29 protein-coding genes are annotated in these 19,861 nt (G+C 37.7%); 18 read left to right on the top strand and 11 right to left on the bottom strand.

Features of this window, described 5'->3' with window-relative positions:
* Positions 1–43 precede the first annotated feature (43 nt).
* A complete protein-coding gene (gene rnhB / locus AC4CUY_RS07740) occupies positions 44–613 on the top strand; it encodes a ribonuclease HII (protein ID WP_419327381.1) in 570 nt (189 codons plus the stop codon).
* A 79-nt stretch (positions 614–692) separates the two neighbouring features.
* Here the strand turns inward: rnhB and csrA are convergent, their stop codons facing one another.
* The 11 genes from csrA to AC4CUY_RS07795 form a co-directional block, all read right to left on the bottom strand.
* Positions 693–944 carry a carbon storage regulator CsrA gene (csrA, locus tag AC4CUY_RS07745; protein ID WP_004721174.1) on the bottom strand — a complete coding sequence of 84 codons (252 nt, stop codon included), beginning with the start codon at positions 942–944 and terminating at the stop codon, positions 693–695.
* A 242-nt stretch (positions 945–1,186) separates the two neighbouring features.
* A complete protein-coding gene (locus AC4CUY_RS07750; RefSeq protein WP_336953142.1) occupies positions 1,187–2,467 on the bottom strand; it encodes an aspartate kinase in 1,281 nt (426 codons plus the stop codon).
* 208 nt (positions 2,468–2,675) lie between these two features.
* Positions 2,676–2,891, bottom strand: a complete 216-nt coding sequence (locus AC4CUY_RS07755; protein ID WP_490773907.1) for a hypothetical protein — start codon at positions 2,889–2,891, stop codon at positions 2,676–2,678.
* Between the two features lie 8 nt (positions 2,892–2,899).
* Positions 2,900–3,163: a hypothetical protein gene (locus tag AC4CUY_RS07760; RefSeq protein ID WP_490773908.1), complete on the bottom strand. Its 264-nt coding sequence runs from the start codon at positions 3,161–3,163 to the stop codon at positions 2,900–2,902.
* Positions 3,150–3,587, bottom strand: coding sequence for a hypothetical protein (locus tag AC4CUY_RS07765; protein WP_490773909.1), 438 nt, complete (start codon positions 3,585–3,587; stop codon positions 3,150–3,152). The genes AC4CUY_RS07760 and AC4CUY_RS07765 overlap by 14 nt, the downstream gene beginning before the upstream one ends.
* A 57-nt stretch (positions 3,588–3,644) precedes the next feature.
* Positions 3,645–3,914, bottom strand: a complete 270-nt coding sequence (locus tag AC4CUY_RS07770; protein WP_490773910.1) for a response regulator — start codon at positions 3,912–3,914, stop codon at positions 3,645–3,647.
* Entirely contained in the window at positions 3,911–5,254 is a 1,344-nt protein-coding gene (locus tag AC4CUY_RS07775; protein ID WP_490773911.1) for a hypothetical protein, read from the bottom strand. Before AC4CUY_RS07775 ends, AC4CUY_RS07770 begins: the two co-directional genes overlap by 4 nt.
* A 12-nt stretch (positions 5,255–5,266) precedes the next feature.
* On the bottom strand, positions 5,267–6,001 hold the full coding sequence (locus tag AC4CUY_RS07780) for a hypothetical protein (protein WP_490773912.1): 735 nt from the start codon (positions 5,999–6,001) through the stop codon (positions 5,267–5,269).
* A 2-nt stretch (positions 6,002–6,003) separates the two neighbouring features.
* On the bottom strand, positions 6,004–6,306 hold the full coding sequence (locus AC4CUY_RS07785; protein WP_490773913.1) for a hypothetical protein: 303 nt from the start codon (positions 6,304–6,306) through the stop codon (positions 6,004–6,006).
* Complete coding sequence (locus AC4CUY_RS07790; RefSeq protein ID WP_490773914.1) at positions 6,306–6,773, bottom strand: hypothetical protein; 468 nt, start codon at positions 6,771–6,773, stop codon at positions 6,306–6,308. Before AC4CUY_RS07790 ends, AC4CUY_RS07785 begins: the two co-directional genes overlap by 1 nt.
* A 216-nt stretch (positions 6,774–6,989) precedes the next feature.
* Positions 6,990–7,745 (bottom strand): S24 family peptidase, encoded by a 756-nt coding sequence (locus AC4CUY_RS07795; protein ID WP_490773915.1) that lies wholly within the window; start codon positions 7,743–7,745, stop codon positions 6,990–6,992.
* Between the two features lie 131 nt (positions 7,746–7,876).
* Here AC4CUY_RS07795 and AC4CUY_RS07800 point away from each other — a divergent pair, with 131 nt between their 5' ends.
* From AC4CUY_RS07800 to AC4CUY_RS07880, 17 genes are all read left to right on the top strand, one after another.
* Positions 7,877–8,083 (top strand): helix-turn-helix domain-containing protein, encoded by a 207-nt coding sequence (locus AC4CUY_RS07800; RefSeq protein ID WP_490773916.1) that lies wholly within the window; start codon positions 7,877–7,879, stop codon positions 8,081–8,083.
* A gap of 84 nt (positions 8,084–8,167) precedes the next feature.
* Positions 8,168–8,509 carry a hypothetical protein gene (locus AC4CUY_RS07805; RefSeq protein WP_490773917.1) on the top strand — a complete coding sequence of 114 codons (342 nt, stop codon included), beginning with the start codon at positions 8,168–8,170 and terminating at the stop codon, positions 8,507–8,509.
* Between the two features lie 61 nt (positions 8,510–8,570).
* Positions 8,571–8,876, top strand: a complete 306-nt coding sequence (locus AC4CUY_RS07810) for a hypothetical protein (RefSeq protein ID WP_490773918.1) — start codon at positions 8,571–8,573, stop codon at positions 8,874–8,876.
* The gene (locus tag AC4CUY_RS07815) at positions 8,873–9,910 is read left to right on the top strand and encodes a replication protein (protein ID WP_490773919.1); all 1,038 of its coding nucleotides are present in this window, start codon (positions 8,873–8,875) and stop codon (positions 9,908–9,910) included. Before AC4CUY_RS07810 ends, AC4CUY_RS07815 begins: the two co-directional genes overlap by 4 nt.
* Positions 9,907–11,370 carry a DNA cytosine methyltransferase gene (locus AC4CUY_RS07820; RefSeq protein ID WP_490773920.1) on the top strand — a complete coding sequence of 488 codons (1,464 nt, stop codon included), beginning with the start codon at positions 9,907–9,909 and terminating at the stop codon, positions 11,368–11,370. The genes AC4CUY_RS07815 and AC4CUY_RS07820 overlap by 4 nt, the downstream gene beginning before the upstream one ends.
* Positions 11,371–11,772: a DUF559 domain-containing protein gene (locus tag AC4CUY_RS07825; protein WP_490773921.1), complete on the top strand. Its 402-nt coding sequence runs from the start codon at positions 11,371–11,373 to the stop codon at positions 11,770–11,772. It abuts the gene before it with no gap.
* A 4-nt stretch (positions 11,773–11,776) separates the two neighbouring features.
* On the top strand, positions 11,777–12,292 hold the full coding sequence (locus tag AC4CUY_RS07830; RefSeq protein WP_490773922.1) for a hypothetical protein: 516 nt from the start codon (positions 11,777–11,779) through the stop codon (positions 12,290–12,292).
* 583 nt (positions 12,293–12,875) lie between these two features.
* A complete protein-coding gene (locus AC4CUY_RS07835) occupies positions 12,876–13,043 on the top strand; it encodes a Com family DNA-binding transcriptional regulator (RefSeq protein WP_081407365.1) in 168 nt (55 codons plus the stop codon).
* Complete coding sequence (locus AC4CUY_RS07840) at positions 13,033–13,815, top strand: DNA adenine methylase (RefSeq protein WP_490773923.1); 783 nt, start codon at positions 13,033–13,035, stop codon at positions 13,813–13,815. Before AC4CUY_RS07835 ends, AC4CUY_RS07840 begins: the two co-directional genes overlap by 11 nt.
* Before the next feature lie 119 nt (positions 13,816–13,934).
* A complete protein-coding gene (locus AC4CUY_RS07845) occupies positions 13,935–14,108 on the top strand; it encodes a hypothetical protein (protein WP_490773924.1) in 174 nt (57 codons plus the stop codon).
* Entirely contained in the window at positions 14,098–14,574 is a 477-nt protein-coding gene (locus AC4CUY_RS07850; protein ID WP_490773925.1) for a hypothetical protein, read from the top strand. The genes AC4CUY_RS07845 and AC4CUY_RS07850 overlap by 11 nt, the downstream gene beginning before the upstream one ends.
* Entirely contained in the window at positions 14,534–15,175 is a 642-nt protein-coding gene (locus AC4CUY_RS07855; RefSeq protein WP_490773926.1) for a putative metallopeptidase, read from the top strand. Before AC4CUY_RS07850 ends, AC4CUY_RS07855 begins: the two co-directional genes overlap by 41 nt.
* A gap of 58 nt (positions 15,176–15,233) precedes the next feature.
* On the top strand, positions 15,234–15,755 hold the full coding sequence (locus tag AC4CUY_RS07860) for a DUF2280 domain-containing protein (RefSeq protein WP_490773927.1): 522 nt from the start codon (positions 15,234–15,236) through the stop codon (positions 15,753–15,755).
* Entirely contained in the window at positions 15,715–17,007 is a 1,293-nt protein-coding gene (locus tag AC4CUY_RS07865; RefSeq protein WP_490773928.1) for a terminase large subunit domain-containing protein, read from the top strand. Before AC4CUY_RS07860 ends, AC4CUY_RS07865 begins: the two co-directional genes overlap by 41 nt.
* Positions 17,004–18,449, top strand: a complete 1,446-nt coding sequence (locus AC4CUY_RS07870) for a DUF4055 domain-containing protein (protein WP_490773929.1) — start codon at positions 17,004–17,006, stop codon at positions 18,447–18,449. The genes AC4CUY_RS07865 and AC4CUY_RS07870 overlap by 4 nt, the downstream gene beginning before the upstream one ends.
* Entirely contained in the window at positions 18,439–19,548 is a 1,110-nt protein-coding gene (locus AC4CUY_RS07875) for a phage head morphogenesis protein (protein WP_490773930.1), read from the top strand. The genes AC4CUY_RS07870 and AC4CUY_RS07875 overlap by 11 nt, the downstream gene beginning before the upstream one ends.
* On the top strand, positions 19,545–19,817 hold the full coding sequence (locus tag AC4CUY_RS07880; RefSeq protein ID WP_490773931.1) for a hypothetical protein: 273 nt from the start codon (positions 19,545–19,547) through the stop codon (positions 19,815–19,817). Before AC4CUY_RS07875 ends, AC4CUY_RS07880 begins: the two co-directional genes overlap by 4 nt.
* Positions 19,818–19,861: the final 44 nt, after the last annotated feature.

Raw genomic sequence — 19,861 nt, forward strand, 5'->3', positions numbered from 1 at the left:
CTCAGATAAAATCTATTGAGCTTCTTTTATGATAGGAAAGAAAATGTTAGTTGCTGGTGTAGATGAAGCAGGACGAGGTCCTTTGGTTGGCTCTGTGGTTGCAGCTGCTGTTATTTTAGATCCAAACAATCCAATTCAAGGGTTAAATGACTCTAAAAAATTAACTGAAAAAAAACGTGAAAAGTTGTTTGTTGAAATTCAAGAAAAAGCGATTGCTTGGGCAATTGCTGAAGCAACACATCAAGAAATTGATGAGCTGAATATCTTGCAAGCTTCATTATTGGCAATGAGACGTGCAGTAGAGACCCTTAAAACCATACCTGAACATGTGCTTGTGGATGGAAATAAAGTTCCTAAAGGCTTAAGCATGAGCTGTGATGCGGTCGTAGGAGGGGATGCTCTACATGCTGAGATCAGTGCGGCAAGTATTTTAGCCAAAGTAACACGTGATCATGAAATGGTTGAGTTAGACAAGCAATATCCACAATTTGGTTTTGCAAAACATAAAGGCTATCCAACCAAAGCACACTTTGAAGCCATTGCTGAGCATGGGGTGATTGATCAGCATCGCCGTAGCTATTCGCCAGTCAAAAAAGCACTGGGTCTTGAATAAAACGGATGATGTTTTTTACTGATCAATAAAAATTTAAAGCGGCTTAAAAGCCGCTTTAGTTTCCAAAACCACTATAATCTTAACGATTATAGGTGTTTTGCGAATTATCATCTTCAAAAGAAGGTTGATAATCTTGATCAATATGTTGCAAATGCTCGTGCATAGCACGCTCATGTTGAATACGTTGATAAATTTCTTCGCGATGTACAGAAACTTCTTTTGGGGCATTTACACCAATACGAACTTGGTTGCCTTTAACACCAAGCACAGTAACACTGACTTGATCCCCAATCATCAAAGTTTCTCCGACACGGCGGGTCAGAATCAGCATGTTTATCTCCTTGCTTAAACGCTAAACCTGCGATGAATTTCTAAAAAATAGAAAACACAACTTTAAATAGCACCGATAATTTTAACAGAATAATGTGACAAGTTTTTCATTTTCACATAGCTCTATTGAAATTTCTCTAAAACCTCAAAACTAATATAACAGAGCCACTATAGAAAACACTATAGTGGCTCTGATTTTTTCTTGGTCAAAACAGCGAATAACTTGCTATATTTGATCAAAAATTACGCACGCGCACTCGATTCGCCATGTTCACGATCTAAACCGAAAGCTGTGTGTAGTGAACGAACAGCAAGTTCTAAGTAATTTTCTTCAATAATCACAGAAATTTTAATTTCCGAAGTTGAGATCATTAAGATATTGATACCTTCATCTGCAAGTGCAGTAAACATTTTACTTGCAACACCTGCATGAGAACGCATACCTACACCGACAATCGAAACTTTGACAATATCATCACGTGTAGCAACTTCACGTGCACCAATCGCTGTAGCAGTTTCTTCTAAGATTGCTTTGGCTTTTTTAAGCTCACTACGATTCACTGTAAAGGTAAAGTCAGTAGTACCATCTTCTTCAACGTTTTGGATGATCATATCCACTTCAACGTTTGCAGAACCAATAGGTGATAAGATTTTAGACGCAATACCTGGTTCATCAGGTACACCTAAAATTGTTAATTTAGCTTCGTCACGGTTAAATGCGATACCAGAAATAATTGGCTGTTCCATATTGTCTTCCGCTTCAGTAGTGATTAGTGTTCCGACATTGTTTTTGAAATCTTCGTCGAATGCGCCATCATTGTCATTATCAAAACTTGATAATACGCGTAAAGGCACTTGGTATTTTCCTGCAAATTCAACAGAACGAATCTGCAATACTTTAGAACCGAGAGATGCCATTTCAAGCATTTCTTCAAATGAAATACGATCAACTTTTTTTGCTTTAGGTGCAACACGAGGATCAGTGGTATAAACCCCATCCACATCTGTGTAAATCTGACATTCATCAGCTTTTAATGCCGCAGCAAGTGCAACACCAGAAGTATCAGAACCGCCACGGCCTAAAGTTGTTGTATTACCATCAATGTCGAAACCTTGGAAGCCTGCAACAACAATGACACGACCTGCATCCAAATGATTTGTCATCACATCTGTATCAATAGATTCGATACGGGCTTTGGTAAACGCGCTGTCAGTTTTGATACCAACTTGGCGACCTGTGAGTGACTTAGCTTCAACACCAATTGAATTGAGCGCCATTGCTAACATTGAAATCGTTACCTGTTCACCCGTAGACACCATTTGGTCTAGTTCACGAGGATCAGGGGTTTCGGTAATGGCTTTCGCTAAAGCCAATAAGCGGTTTGTTTCACCACTCATTGCGGATACAACCACTACGACCTTGTGGCCGTGGTCATGCCAACGCTTTACACGACGAGCAACATTTAAAATGCGCTCGGGAGTACCCATAGAAGTACCGCCATATTTTTGAACGATTAATGCCATAACGCCTAAACCCTTGAATTGATACAGGTAAAGTTTATTCCTGCTTACCGTGACTTTTATTATGTACACATATATGTACATAAATGAAAATACTGAATTTTTTAGCAAGCCGTAAAATTCGGGACAGTATATAGCAACGTAAATACGCTAACAATCATTGAAATAGACTAAAAGTACTAAGTTTTGCTAATTTTAACTTTTATACTATTTATATAGCCTTCTTAAAGGGTTCAGAAACTTGGCACTTTTCTTCCCAAGCGATTACATCAGTTGTTAGGTAACGTTTCATAGTTCCACCATCTGATCCAAATGCAGGGGCAGGGAACGGAACACCCCATGGTGTTTTTTCTTGCCATCTATTTAATGTGCGTTTTGAAATATGGAACATTTCGCACACGCTATTTGAAGTTAGATATTTTTCCATACTACACCTCAACAAACTTTTCTTTTATCTTGAGCGATGTCATTAGCCATTTTTTGCGTTAATTCGATCATTATTTTTTCTGCTCGTTTAACATTGGTATGGCCACCTAAATAACTAGCTATTGCATTCCCTGAAATGCAGTAGCCAAAACGTTTTGCTAGAACTGGATCTGTTTTCTTTAGTTCGTCATAAATCGGGTAAATCAACTTTTTAAAAACTTGCTCTGCAATTTCTTCTGTTGTGCCTTCGAGTTCAAATTCAGGAATTTTCATGATTTTGCTCCTGAGCTTCAACAAAGAACAATGATAAAATTTCGGTGCCTATCTCATAATTTGTTTCACCTCTATCAATATCGTCTTGAGTAACTACATGATCGACATAGTGCTCGGCACTTCCTATTACAAGACCATAACTAAGTTCACTAAACTCGCCCATGTCGTTTACATGTTTTCCATCTGCTACCTGATCACGATACCAATCAAGATTAGCTTCAGATTCTTGTTTAGCTGCTTCTAATGTATCGTGATACTTAAATCCATCACCATTAAAGTCATGACTAAAATACTTATGACTTTCAGAAGTGCAATTTTTACTTAATATTTCCTTTAAATTGGAAACAAAGCTAACTACATCTAAATGAGTTCCACACTGTTCAAAACGTTCAATTTCATTGAGTATTTCTTTTTTAATATCCATTACAACCACCATAAATCTAAATTAATAATTACGAGCCCATTTAATAAAATCATCACTTCAAGCAACATTAGTAATCCTTCCATGTTTAGCCCTCAAAGTTATATCTGGTGAAGATAAATGCTCCTCAAATTCTTTTCCCAATTCGAAAGCTGCAGAGTTCCCATTTAAAGAATCAGTTACCAATACATAGTGATGTTTCTTTTTGATTCCACGATCGCTAATGCGCGCCGTGAAACCTTTTAACTTAAGTTTTTTAACTTCATATCCAAGCTTTTCTAACCAAATTTGAAAAGCTCTTAAGTTTTTGGTTTTAACTACTGTTTTCAATTTTTAGCTTCCCAAGGTATGTCAGTTTCCGCCATGAGATCTGATCGCCGTTGACTTACATAGCTTGTTAAACGTTCCTGAATTAATGGATCACATTCACTTATTTCATCTTCAAGTTTTGTAAGTTCAATCAAAGTTTTTGCTTCTTGAATCCTTACCATTAATGATGATTGCGATTTTTCTGGTGGGTTGAATTCAGCTAAACGTTTGTGAATAGCATCCATAGCTGGTTTGCGCTCTTCTTCAGTCCAGTGCAAGGTGTATTTATAAAGGGCGTTAGCTTCTTTAGGAGTTTTGACTATCTTTAAACGCTCTAATAACTCATCGAGAACAGATTGATAGGGATGCAATACAGGCGAACTAACATCTGTAATTAATGAGTCTTCTGAGGTGGTCAAATTTTCCTGAGAAACGATTGTGATAGGTTGGCTAAATTCTGCTAATTTGCTTTCCTTAGACATCGTAATTTCGAGTAGTTGTTCTGCTGAAAACCCTTGAGTATCAAGATCCCTTAAAGTGATTTCAATTTCTTGCTCAGAGTCACAAGAGTTAATTCCATCTATATAAATTTGATGGTCCAAGCTTGTTAATTTTGGCGCATATTGTTCAGGATCAAGCTCTATCAACTTATCCTCTGTTAGCTTACATAGATGTTGAGTATGTTCACGCTCTAGATGACCATTGGCAAAAAACACTGGGCGTAACAAAAGAACAGCTTCTGTCGTAGTACAGTTTGCTATTTGCGCTGCAAATTTATCAATTATTAAGGTAGGATTTGTTTCAATTTCTGAAACTTCTTGAATAGTGAATCCTTTACGACTCCCAGTCGTTGGCTCTTTAACAACGTCTTGAGCTATTTCACTAGTTGACTCGGCTTTTTTACGTGTAGTTTTTTTTTGTTTAGCTTCAGGTTTCATGAATTCTTGAAAATTCACAACTTTTAAAACTAAATCATTATTTATACCAAGTAAGCTTTGCATTGCTTTAGCTTGATTTTGGGCACTTTCAAAGTCACGCTGAACCGAACCATTTTTTACTGCTAATACCAGTTCTTCATATTCTGGAATAAATTGTCCTTTAACAATACTTCCAGTATTACCCAGTAAAAACACATCTTGTCCTTCTGAAAGTTCTTCCAGAGAATACGGTTTTAAGAATGTGTATCCATTAATTGTGATTTCATCAATCTTGATACAAAACTCATAATTCTGCATAGCAAAAACAGTAGCAGGGAATTGATCAAGATCGTCAAATTCCATCAACTCGCCTACAGCACGACACATGATATTTTTACCAGCAATTAATGCTGCGAAAGCTTCATTTCCATTTAAAATGTTCATTTTTTATTTTCCTCAATGCTGCATTTGATTTTGTTGTTGAACTTGGTTTATCGGTGGCGCTTCATTCCATCCCATTTGATCTGCTCGAGCACGGCAGGCTTTTGATATACCTGACTCGTATTGAGTGCCTTTGAACGTATTAATCGCTTTATCAAGGGTTTGAGGATTTTTCGCATCTTTTATAGCTAGAAGTGCATCGTTATAACGCTGAGCTAATGGCTTTTGTTGCTGAACTAAATTCTGGTTGTTTTGATTTTGTGTTGGCTGTTGTTTTTGCTCATTGTAATGTGCTGCAGCCATTTCTTGATATTTCCAGTCATCCCAAATACCTGAGAAAATATCACCAGCAAAACCAATAAAACTAAGTGCCTTAACCATTGCATCTGTTACTGATTTTTTAGGGGCATCTTCGTCATAAATCATTTTGCCTGCATTGGTTTTATACATGGCCATTGTTCCGCCCATATGTTCCACTGAACACTTTTTACCGTCTTGCATATACCAAACACGGACTGTTGCATAATGCATCATTGTTTCGGCATTACATTGTTGAAAACCTTGTTGAACTATTTCAATTCCCCAACCTTGGCCACAAGGGCCAAAAGTTTCGGTAGCACGTTGAACTAACCAATAAGGTTGAGGTGATGAGCCTTTATAAGACTTACCAGTAATGGGTTTTACTTTGCTTGGATCGGTAATGCTTAAAGAATTCCAAAGATCCATGTTTGTATTATTTGAATTTGTCATAATTATGCTCCAGTCCATCCCATACGTTTTTTATACGCACGACGTTCGTAAGAGGGGATATTTGAATTTTGAAGCCCAATAGCCAATGCTTTGCGCTTCTGAAACTTGCGCTCACGTTCAAAATTAAGGCTAATCCAAGGTTTCTCTAGGTGCTCTGCGAATTCGATAAGGTACAAATAGCCTGATTTACTAACTCGGTAAATTTCACCATTTTTCTGAATGTATTCAGATGAATAAATACGCATACGGAATTCGCCGTTTTCATCACTAATAAATTCTGATTTTTTTTGATTAGATGTATTCATTAGACAGCCTCCACCATTCGGTTACGTTCGATGTAGTTAACTATCACTTGATTGATATTTCTGTGATCGTTGTAATCTGTGAAGTCGTTATATTCTTTGCCGTTGATGTCTTGGATCTCGTCAATTGCTAAGTTGGTGATATCAACTGCAGTAAATTCAGAACCTGGTACACCGTAATTGTCTTTATGAGCTTCTAAGTCAAAACTGACTTGTACAAAGAAGCTATCAAGCTTGATTACTGCAATACCTGATTTATCTGAAGTCAATTTTAATGCTTGGATTCCATACTCAGAGGGAGTCACGTTTGGAACATTTACTGGTGGTTTGTATTCAGTGGCTTTTTGATCAATTACTAAAGCAATTGCGCCAGTAGTTAATAGACCGCTTATTAAAGCGACTTTGAAAAAGCCCATAGGCTGTACACGATGTGTAACGATGGGATTGATTGAATGCGGTTTTGTGTTCATAATTCACCTGTAGTAAGGAAAAGCGCATTGGATTTCGAGGTCGATGCGCTTTTTTGTTATCTGGTGAAATAATTATGCATATATGCATTAAATAATGCAATATGGAATTATGCATAATTGCATTATTTTTTTAATTCTTATGTTACAGCCAAAAAAAAGCTCACTTTAAGTGAGCTAAATAGATACTTGTAGATTAATTGATTTTTTTAATACTGATTAATTGGCATTCGGATGTTCATGTTTATGCTGGCTAGGTGGAACAATATCTGTAATAGCTGTGATGCTTTCAACATCATCCATATCAAAAGTAAGTCGTTCACCACCATTCACTGCCAATAAATTAAGCACATTGTTATGAATCCCAATAAATTCTTTGATCGTACAACGACCATCTTTTAAACATACTTGAACAAATTCGGATGGAGTAAGCACAGCATCTGGATCACAGACAACATACCATCCATTACGTATAGCTGGATACATAGAATCTCCTGTACCCTTTATACCATAAGCTTTATCACCTGCAGAATGTGTTGGAATATAACCATCTCCACCATTACCTTCATAACCCATATCAGTAAAAAAACCGTCCATACCCATCTTGCTATAAGCTTTTACAGGTACCCATCTTTTCGAAAGTATGACTGGTTTTTCTATTACTCTAGAAAACAATACAGCATCTTCACTGTCAGGAATATTGTATTGTTTTTTGAAAGCTTCTATATCAAATTTCTTAAATCCAACGGCATCGTCTTCAGACTTACTTAAATCTTTATCAAATAAGTCACTTACTGCAACTCCAGCCCATTCAGCAAAGGGCTCAAGAGTAGACCTTCTAGGATCTTTAGTAACGCCGCTTTGAATACGAAAAATAGTCGATTGTTTGATTCTTGGGTTCTGTTGCTCAAGATCATTAGGATTTGTTTTATGTTTTTTTAGAAGAAATTCAATATTCGATATTAAGTAGCTCATAACATTACAACCTTTGTTTTAAACACATTCTATGCGAAAAAGCATAAATAAAAAGAAATAACCCACATATGCATTGACAATTATGCAAACACGCATAAAATATAAAAATCATAGTGCGAGGAAATTTAAAAATGACCCTTAAAGAGAAAATTCAACTTTTACATTCAAAAGGGTACACCCAACAAAAAATCAGTCTTGAAACAGGAATTACACAAAGCTCTGTTTCTCGAATTTTGAAAGAAACCCAACAAAGCGTTCAGTATGAAAAAGGTCGAGCACTTGATTTGCTTGTAGCGAAAATATGTTCGCCATCTTTAACTTCTTTGGACCAGTTATGAATTTCGAAAAGAAGACCTTCACACTAAGCACGATCCTTAAGTTAAGGACTAATTTCGATCTTCTTAAATAAATAGGTGAATTTTATGACAACGGTTGTAATCGAGCAGCCAAAATTAGATGTTTTGGCGTCAACACGACTTCCTTCTAATTGGAATGAAGCAATTGAAAACAATAGTGTGAATCGAAGTGACTGGATTAGAGAAGCAATTAAACAAAGACTCATAGCTGAAAACCTAATTGTTTTAAATGAGTCTAATTTTTCACATAAAACTGAATGTAAACAAACGTATACATTGAATACATCGTACACACATAAGAATTCAAATGTATTAAAGAATGTATTCAGAGTTTTTGTAAAACAACTGGCACAAAAAAAGCCTGAGATTGCAGCTCAAGCTTTTTCTGCTCATTCATCACAAGGATAAACAATGAAGATCTTTAATTTAGCACAGTGGACAATTTCAGGCAAATTTTGGTGGGGGTTTTATGACAAATAGAGCATTTCAGAAAGCACCTGAATATAAGCAAGTCCAGTGGACTCAATCATGGTTTGAGCCTGCATTAAATTCGCTTGAAAGCATTTTAAATGTACGCCGTGCAAATTTACGCAAGATTAAGCGTGATGAGTCTAATGCTGCAGTAACACGGGATGAATTCATAGAAATTTTAACCTGTGATCATCGTTTAACCATTTATCAAGCTAGTGAGATTATTTCTAGTTTAAATCGTGCGGGTGAAATTTTGATGTTTGGTCGGTTCATTCAAGTAAATGATAAGGCTGGTGATGTATGAGTAAATTTGTGCCCAATTCATTCATGGTCGCCAACGCATTTGTAGACCATGCAATGAATAAAATTGGTGATGCGTCAGTCAAGATTTATCTTGTGATAGTGAGAAAAACTCGTGGATGGACCAAGGAGTGCGACGCACTTTCTTTGACTCAACTAGAAGAACTAACAGGCAAAAGCCGCCCGACTGTTGTTAAATGTTGCAATGAATTGGTTAAAGTTGGCCTTGTTAAAAAACATGATCAGTCAAAATATGGCAACGTTTATTCATTGCTCGATAACTATGATATTGGTGAATTATTTAGGTTCCCTAGTAAAAAATATTTACTAGTTAAAGAATTTGTATTATTCAAAAATGAGCTAGTTAATAATTTTAACTACCCATTAAAAAGGATAGAATCTGATCAATTAATAGGCGAAATTTACATGAATTTCCCTAGTAAAAAATCTTTACTAGTAAAAAGTTTTAACCAGAGTAGTAAAAATATTTTACCTCTACTAGTAAAAATTTTTAACACACAAAATACAACTATCAAAAGACACTATCAAAATAATAAAAACCATTGGCTTGATTTTAAAATTTTGAAATCTCAAATTACTTCGATCAATACGAACGTAAATGCTGAGAACATAATCAATGCTTCTTGGTTAAATCTTGAAATTTTAGCGTATGAGGATTACAACAAGGATCGCAATCATTCAGATCAAATGAAATTATTTTTCTTAGGTCAGTGGTTAATTCGTGCGTATTACAAATATGAAAAATTAAATAAACCTCTTCATCAATCTAAATCTTCAACTGTTCAACTAGATTCGAACGAGGTCAAATTTGCCTCAATCAATCAGCTCTACATGTTTGCTAGCAAACTTGCTCATTTACCTGAAGTGAGTAGCAAGTACAGCTCACCTGGTGAAACATATGAAAAATTAGCAGGGCGTATTGCTGCAAAACTTTCAGATCCTAAAGAGCGCCAAAGTTTTAAACCTTACCTTGATCAACTTGGGTTCAAGTCTAAAGTTAAAGGGGTAGAGGCATGAATTTTAATTTATTACCCCATGAATTAATCGTTGATAACTTTGCAGGTGGTGGGGGCACTTCAACAGGGCTTGAGCAGGCATTTGGTAGACCTGTTGATATAGCGATTAATCACGATGCTAAGGCATTGGCAATGCATCGAGCCAATCATCCTGAAACAAAACATTATTGTGAGTCTGTATGGGATATAGATCCAATTCAGGTTACTGGTAATCAACCTGTTGGATTAGTTTGGTTAAGTCCTGATTGTAAACATTTTTCTAAAGCTAAAGGCGGTAAACCTGTTGAGAAGAAAATTAGAGGATTAGCTTGGGTGGCATTACGTTGGGCAGCTAAAACTCGTCCACGTGTAATCATGTTGGAAAATGTAGAAGAATTTAAAACGTGGGGGAGGTTGGCAGAAGATGGTAAGCCATGTCCTAAGCGTAAAGGCGAAACCTTTCGATGTTTTGTGAACGCATTACGTCATCAAGGATATGAGGTCCAATGGCGTGAGTTAAGAGCATGTGATTATGGAGCGCCTACAATTCGAAAAAGGTTTTTCATGGTAGCTCGTCGAGATGGTTTACCAATTATTTGGCCTAAACCAACACACGCAGATCCAAGCTCAGTTGCTGTTAAAAGTGGAAAATTAAAACCTTGGCGTTCTGCAGCTGAATGCATAGATTGGTCAATTCCTTGTCCAAGTATTTTTGATCGAAAAAAAGCATTAGCAGACGCCACATGCCGCCGTGTAGCGACTGGCCTTGTACGTCATATTATTAATAATACAGATCCGTTTGTAATTAATAATGAAAAAATTACAGCGCCATTAATGACTGAAATTGCAAATACATCATCACCAAGATGTATGCCAGCAAATGAACCATTAAGAACTATTTGTGCTCAAGTGAAAGGTGGTCATCATGCATTGGTAACTGCATTTCTAGCAAAGCATTTTACTGGTGTCGTCGGGAATAAGATTACAGATCCTGTAAGTACCATTACTGGCAAAGATCACAACAGCCTTGTTACAGGAACATTGGTCAAGCTAAGGAAAGGGTGTATAGGACAAGATGCAAAAGATCCATTGCATACGATTACTTCTAGTGCAGGCCATTTTGCAGCTGTTCAAGCATTTTTAACTGCGTTTTACGGCAACGAAAAAGATGGGAATAGTCTAAGTGATCCATTAAGAACAATAACGGCAAAAGAACGTTTTGGCTTGGTTATGGTTAAAGGGGTATTACACCAAATCATAGATATTGGCTTACGCATGTTACAGCCAGTTGAATTGTTTAAAGCCCAAGGATTTCCACTTACTTACATTTTTAGTTATGGCATTGATGAGTTAGGCCAAACCGTAAAATTAACCAAAACTGAGCAAAACAGAATGGTAGGAAATTCAGTATCTCCATATCTAGCTAAAGCTTTGGTTATCTCAAACTTTACGCATGAAAATATTCTAAGAGGTGCTGCATAAGTGGAAAGCATCTCAATTGCTGAATATAAAAAGAAATACGCGCCTAAGGTAAAAAGAAAATCAAAGCGCTGTAATTCATTAAAAAAAGACCGTGTTGTAAGTGATGGTGAAGCAACATTAATTCAGCATTTGAGAGCTTACGGAATCGAATTTAAACAAGAGTATCAGTTCAATGAAAATCGAAAATGGAGAGCTGATTTTCATATTGCTGGTACCAAGATTTTAATTGAAGTTGAAGGAGGTATTTGGAGCAATGGCAGACATACAAGGGGTAAAGGTTACATAGCAGATATGGAGAAATATAACTCAGCTCAAGAACTGGGTTATTTAGTGTTTAGGTATAGCACTGAACAGGTGAAAAGTGGCAAGGCGATTGAAGAAATTAGACGGTTGAAAGGGTGATTATATGAATGCAGCAATTACAATTATGCAGGCAACAGATTGGAAAAAGTACAGCTTTGAGGAGTGGTGTCGCCAGTTAGGGGCTTGGATAAAAGGGGATAATGAAACAATGGTCCGTATTGTAAAAACAATGCCAATAAAACGTATTACCCAAAAGCAAAGAGAAAAACTGCTTGCAATGTACATGAAAGATGAAAATTTTATTGATCGTTTGTGTGTAAAGCGCAAGGGTATTTGCTGTGAATTAAATAGCAATGAAGCAAGAGCAATACAAAAATTATTAATTGATCTACAAACTATAGATGATGAGGTTGTTCAGGACTGGATCGGTTCAATTTGGTGGCATTACGTAATGGGTGAGTCATTGCGAGATATAGCTAAAAGCAATGATACTTATATAGCTCAAATTCAGCAGGATATTAAATGTGGTTTAGCTTTCATAAAATCACGATATCCACACTTTTTAATTGAAAAATTTATAAAAGTTGAAAAACAAATTAAGGATATTGAATCCACTTGACTGTATATACAGGGTATGGCATATTTGTGATATCTTGGCGAATTTGTATAACACCGCCGTCTAAAACCTCGCAATGCGAGGTTTTTTAATGTCTGAATTTTATAAAGGTGCTTGTGACACGCACAAGTGACTCACAAAGGAAAATAACATGAATAAGTGAATGCTTCAGGTTAATCAGCTTTGATTAGCAACGTTGAGACTCCACGAAAGAGAGTACAACCCATGCAGTTCATCGCGCATGAATAGGATATGCAGGAAATCGACAATCATAATTGGGAGTGATGACCCGCCTTAAAAGATTAATATCGAAATCGAAAATTGATTAGTACCGTGCCTATAAGGTGGCAATCAAAGTAGAGAGTAGCGTAATGCCTCACGTAAGAAAGCCGTAAGGATAGGGCAAAAAAAACTCGGATCTCAAAAAGATACCGAGTTTTTGTCGTTTAGAACTGGGAACGACACACTGCGCTAACAGTGTGCCGATCTCTTGACAGATGTGACCTGCCAAAAGCCAAGCCCAGCCATCGTGATCACGACTGGCAAAGGCTATCAAAAATTTATGCTTTTGCACAGGAAATAATTAATGCAATTAATCAATTGTCGGTCATGTGGACGTTTATTAGGTAAGGGAATTTATACAACCTTAGAAATTAAATGTCCTCGATGTAAAACAATTAATTTTTTGAGCATCTCGAATGCCCCACTAGATTGCCCTGAGCGACCTTATAAAGTGGAAAAACATGGAGATTAAACCAAAAAACAAACCAATTATCCCTTGGCAAGGTGGAAAATCTCGGCTTGCTAAGGAATTATTACCAAAATTCCCAGACCATTCTTGTTACGTAGAACTTTTTTGCGGTGGCGCAGCATTATTTTTTATGCGAGATCAGCCAGCTAAAACAGAAGTTATTAACGACTTAAATGGCGAACTTATTAATTTGTACCGGGTAGTCCAGAATCATTTAGATGAATTTGTACGCCAGATTGAATGGGCTTTAAGTAGCCGTCAGATCTTTGAATGGGAAAAATCGAAAGTCATCGATACTTTGACTGATATTCAACGTGCTGCAAGATTCTTTTATCTCCAACAGCATGCATTTGGTGGAAAGGTAACAGGGCAGAATTTTGGGTATACAACAACTGGACGGTCCATTAATAGATCAAATATTGAAAAGAATCTAAGGCTGGCGAATCAGCGATTAGACGGTGTCTATGTTGAAAACCTTCCTTGGGATAACTGTTTTGATCGTTATGATCGTGAACATACATTCTTTTATGCTGATCCCCCGTATTTAGACACGGCAGGTTACGGTGTAGATTTTCCTATTGAGCAGTATGAATTTTTAGCTGAAAAAATGAAAACCGCAAGAGGCAAGGTGATGCTTTCAATCAATGATCACCCGAAGATTCGAGAAATCTTCGCCGGGTTTAAGATGGATTCAACATCAATTGTTTATTCGATTGGTTCTGACGTACAGAGCAAGAGTAATAGAAGCAACGAATTAATAATTACAAATTATTAATTTATTCAACACTCACTCAGCCAAATAACTGAGTGAGATTTTAGCCGAACGGATTACGGCACAAAGAACCCTGCTCAATTCTAGATATTGGCGGGGTTTTTATTTTTTTAGGTGGGAAGATGAATAAACTTGAAGCTATAGCTAATCTCAAGCGTTATCAATCCGAAATTAATAAATATAAGTGTTTGTCTCGTGCATTAATGAGTCGGGATGAAATGATTATGGTTGATAGTAAAATTATCCAATTAAAAGAATGGATTGCAAATATAAGAATTCAATTACATGGAAATTAATCAATACACTAGCCTAACTAAAAAGCAGTTAGTTAAAACAAAACCAAGAACAAGACCTTTGCCTAAGGCAAAAGAAGCATACCTAGAAGCATTTGAAGACTTTGAGCAATCGTTGAATGTATTCCAAATTAAGTATGAGAAATTATTCCAATTTGAATCTACAAAACATTGGCGTTTTGATTTTCATCTTATTGAACACAGAATTTTAGTTGAGATTTCAGGTGGGCCGTGGTCGGGTGGTCGTAAAGGTAAGCTGAAAGATAAAGCTTGGAGTATGGATCGTTATGATGTTGCTACTGACATGGGTTACACCGTTGTAAGGATGGAATCAGCGAATAGATATAAGATTGATGAATTTGGTCCAATGCAAATTGAATCTAACCAAGCTTCCCAGTGGCTTAAGAATTTGAAGAGGCATATTTTCAATGGAACAGATCAGACCATTTCCACCGACAGAACTGATTGATCAAGCTGAAGAAGAAGAAGCTATTCGCTTGGCACCCGCCGTGGATCTAAAAGAATGGGTGATGACTAACTTTTTAACTCTTGGCGGTGCACTTCATAATCCTGACCACGATCACATAGCAGAGCTATTGCATGACGATGAAACCTTTTTAGCATTCGCTTGGGCTTCATCTGCCGCCGTAGCTAAAAAACGGATGGTGTTAGGCCAGTGTGAAAAAGTAATGTTTAACCAGGGTGGATGGCGTAAAGCTCGACAAGAACAACAAATGCGCGACTGGTTTGGGTTTGTACCTATATATCTCATTACTGTTGATGCAAGCTTTTGTGAAAGTGCGAACGATCGTGAATTTTGTGCTTTGATTGAGCATGAGCTATATCACATTGGTGTTGAGCGTGACGAGGATGGGGAGATCCTCTATAGCGATCATACAGGCTTACCAAAACATTATTTAGCTGGCCATGATGTAGAAGAATTTATCGGGGTGGTTAAACGGTGGGGAGCAAGCGAGAATGTCAAGCGAATGGTAGAAGTCGCTCAAAACCCGCCGTTTGTATCAGATTTAAATATTTCCAAGTGCTGCGGTACATGTCTAATTAATTGAGCCTTGAGGCTCTTTTTTTTGGCTATCTTGCTTTACGTAGCTTTACAAAGGGGCATTTATGGCAACATTAAGGGAGCCTATAAAAATCTTTATAGTTCAATCTCTTGCTTGCTTTGAAACCCCTCAACAGGTAGTAGAGTCTGTAAAGCAAGAATTTAATATTGAAATATTGCGACAACAGGTAGCGCTGTATGATCCAACAAAAGCAACAGGTAAGAATCTCAGTAAAAAGTTAAAAGATCTTTTTACTCGAACTAGAAAAGAGTTTCAGACCAATATTCATGATATTCCTTTGGCAAATAAGGCTGTTCGTCTGACTGAACTACAGAAAATGTATGACAGCCTTACTGGCAATCGTGTAATGAAAACCAAACTATTAAAGCAAATCAAAGATGAGATGCAGGGGTACGAAATTCAATTATTAGATGCTCAATTGAAGCAACTTGAAATTGACAAAATTAAAAATGGTGATGGTGAAGGGGCTGACGATCCTACTCCAGTTAAGGTGACCATTCAGGTCGTAGACGCGAGTAAAGAAAATGCCGAACATCAATCCGACGCTGAATGTACCTCAGGCTAATTTTCTACAACTCAAAAATAAGTTTCGAGCATTTGTCGCAGGATTTGGATCTGGTAAAACTTGGGTGGGATGTTCGAGTCTTTGTGATAAGTCTTGGGAATTTCCGAAAGTACCTTTGGGCTACTTTGCACCAACTTATCCGCAGATTCGGGATATCTTTTTTCCAACTATTGATGAGGTGGCATTTGATTGGGGATTGAAAACCAAGATTTATGAATCAAATAAAGAAGTAGATATCTACTATGGCCGCCAGTATCGAAGCACAATTATTTGTCGATCTATGGAAAAGCCTCAAACGATTGTAGGTTTTAAGATTGGACATGCGCTTATAGATGAACTTGATGTAATGCCAACGGTCAAGGCGCAACAAGCGTGGCGAAAAATCATTGCTCGTATGCGTGTAAAGCACCCCGGTCTAATCAACGGTATTGATGTTGCCACTACTCCCGAGGGCTTTAAGTTCACCCATCAACAGTTTGTAAAAGAGGCAAATTTAACACCTAGAAAGCGCGCACTATATGGAATGATTCAGGCTTCAACTTATGACAATGAAGCAAACTTGCCAGATGATTATATTTCATCACTATTTGAGTCATACCCACCACAGTTAATTTCAGCATATCTAAAAGGGCAATTTGTCAACTTGACTAGTGGTGCTGTTTATCCCGATTTTGATCGAGAGCTCAACAATACTGATGCAGAGATACAGCCAAATGAGCCACTAATCATAGGCATGGACTTTAACGTATTAAAAATGGCAGCGGTTGTTTATGTGATTCGTGAAGGCAGACCTATGGCATTGGATGAGATGGTAGGAGTGAGAGATACCCCTACCATGGCAACACTGCTCAATGAAAGATTCCCATTTCATGACATTACTGTGATTCCTGATGCTTCGGGACAATCCACATCATCAAAAAGCGCCAGCGAATCAGATCATGCGATATTAAGAAAGGCGGGATTTCGAGTGGAAGCTGATGGCGTAAACCCTGCAATTAAAGATCGAATAAACGCGGTTAATGCGCTGATTTTAAATGCAGATGGTGAGAGAACACTGCTAGTAAATATAAACAAGTGTCCACGATTCACAGAAACGCTTGAGCAACAAGTTTACGATGATTTTGGACTGCCTGATAAGAAATCAGGTCTTGATCATGTGGGGGATGCTGGGGGTTATCCGCTTGCTAAAAGATTCCCAATTATTAAACCAGTCAGTCGCATAGACATCCCAATATTTGGACGAAGAAGATGACAATTAACACGACGCACCCGGACTACAGTGCAAATCTTGATTTATGGACAAAAGTAGATGATGTTTGTAAAGGGCAGAAAACTGTAAAAGGTAAAGGAAAAACCTATCTACCAGTACCTGAAACCTTTGGCGATGGGGATAATGCACGTTATCAGGATTACTTGGGGCGTGCAGTGTTCTACGGCGTGACAGGGCGCACATTGAATAGTTATGTCGGTTCAGCATTCAATAAATTGCCTGAATTTAAGCGACCAGATGAACTTGAATACTTAGAGCGTAACGCCGATGGCTCTGGTCGCTCAATATTTCAATGCTCGCAGCGGATGTTACGCTTGATCATGAAGCATTACCGTTGCGCCGTGTATGTTGATTATCCGAATGTACAACCAAGCCGTAACAGAGATGAAGATAAGGGTAAGAATGCATTTCCGATGATTCATACGCTGAATGCACGTTCTGTAGTGGACTGGGATTACATTATCGTTGGCAATCAAAAGAAATTGAGCTTTGTCAAAATCATTGAGGTTGTGTCATCTCGTGGTAAAGATGGATTTACTCGCTGTTTTCAAGAGCAATACAGAGTCCTAAGACTTGAAGAGATTGGTGGGCGTTATGTGTATTCAGTTCAAGTTTATACCTGTGATAAGGATAAGAAATGGATTGATGGGGAGAAATACACACCTACAGATTACAAGGGCGAAACATGGGATTACATTCCATTTTCATTTTGTGGTGCTGTAGATAACTCAGATGAAATCGACAATGCGCCGTTGCTTGAACTTGCTGATTTAAACCTTGCTCATTATCGCAATTCTGCCGATGTAGAAGAATCGGGATTTATTGTGGGCCAACCTACTATCTGCTTGCCAAATGTGACTGAGCAACAGTATGAAATCATTAAACGTGATGATCTTGCAATCGGCTCTCGAAGTGGATTCCCAACCAAAGTTGAAATTGTTCAAGCTGAAAGTAATAACTTGGCTAAACAATTGATGACAGACAAATGGGGGCAGATGAAAGAAATGGGTGCTCGTTTGATCGAGGTTGGTTCTGCAAATAAAACAGCAACTCAGGCAGATAACGAGGATTCTATTCAGCATTCAGTTGTATCGCTTGCCGTATCCAATATTAGTGAAGCCTTAACCATGGCCTTGCGCTGGTGTGCCAAGTTTGCAATGCAAAATTATGATTTAAGTTCTGAAGAACTCAGCTATGTGGTTTCCCAAGACTTTAATAAGCCGAAATTCAGTGAGGATCGCGCAAAACGCCTTTATGAAGCATGCGTCGGTAGTAATTTGCCGTGGTCAGTTTGGTACAAATATGAACAGACTGGCATGTTTACTGAAGAAAAGTGGGATGAAATCGAAAAGCAGATCGAAACACAGCGCTTAAATACGCCGTTGAATGGATATGTGCCTAATTCGGGTGGTGATGATGAATGATGAAATTCAACAAGCTTTACTCGATGCGCTGACTCAACATAACGCTTACTTGCAACGACTATCATCGAATGCTGTCAATCAAATCCTACGGAGGTTCGATAATCTCACCAGTGATGCATTAAATGATTTGCTGATTCAATTAAATGACCTGACTGAGACTGAATTGAATCTTCTAATGAGTGGGCGTAATACAACGGCTTCACTCAAAAATGTTCAAGGTGTTATCACAGGTCTACAGCAGTCACTAGCTACGGTGTTGCCAGAGTTATTTGCGATATCTGGCGTGGCTTTGGCATCGTATGAAGCATCGTATATTTACAAACTTGCGGATAAAAAATCACCTGTCATAAGTGGCGAAAGTCTTTTAAAGAAAGCAGGGAAGGCTCCTTATGCTGGTGGGCAGTTGCTCGATAATATCTTTCCTAGTATCGCTCAAAATCTACGTAATAAGATTGAATATACCATTCGTGATGGTGTTTCAAATGGGCAGACAAATCAGCAGATCTTTCAACGCATCAAAGGCACTAAAAAACTAAATTATGCCGATGGTCTACTAAATCAATCTCGGAATGTGATTGACTCAGAAGTAAGAACAGCAAGGGCACATATCACTTCAAGAGTATATACCGATACATGGAAAGCCCTTGGGTTTGATTACGTTCGCGATGTGGCAACCCTAGATGGGCGTACCAGTTTATATTGTGCATCAATAGATGGGCGAGTTCAAAAAGCAGATGGCACTCAGAAAAAGCCACCTTATCATCATCGCTGCCGTACTGTACCGGTTGGTTGTGATAAGGATGGGAAGCTTGATGGTATTCGACCCTTTGTTGCTGATAATCGTCCTGTGAAAGAAATTCCTAAAGATCAGCGTGACGGTAAAATTGGGCAGGTTGATGTTAATCAGACGTATAAACAATGGTTTGCAAGGCAAGACGATACATTTCAGCGTAATCTTCTCGGTAAAACAAGGTTTGAATTATATAAATCGGGTGAGTTTTCAATTGATAAATTTGTTGATCCACTAAGTGGTAAGAAATTCACTATTGCTGAATTAAGGCAAATGGATGAACAAACGTTTAAGGAGTTGGGATTGTGAGTAAATCTAAGCCAAAAGAAACTGGATTAAAGCGTACAGTATGGTTATTTGAACGGGAAGTATTGGAAAAGCTTGAAAAAACGAACCTGCAAGACCATCACAAGGTCCTTAAGTTCAATATTTTCGCTATGCAATATGAGTTAAGACCTAAATTTAATAATGGTCAAGCAGATGCCATTGTAATGCGCGATACAGCAAATCATTGGTTGAAGATGTGGTTAATTGCATTCCAAACATGCACTGGCGAACATCTAAAAGCCAAAGCTTAAAGCACACAAATTATTTAGCACCTTTCGAGGTGCTTTTTTATTGC

This window comes from Acinetobacter sp. 778_lipA (assembly GCF_058242985.1).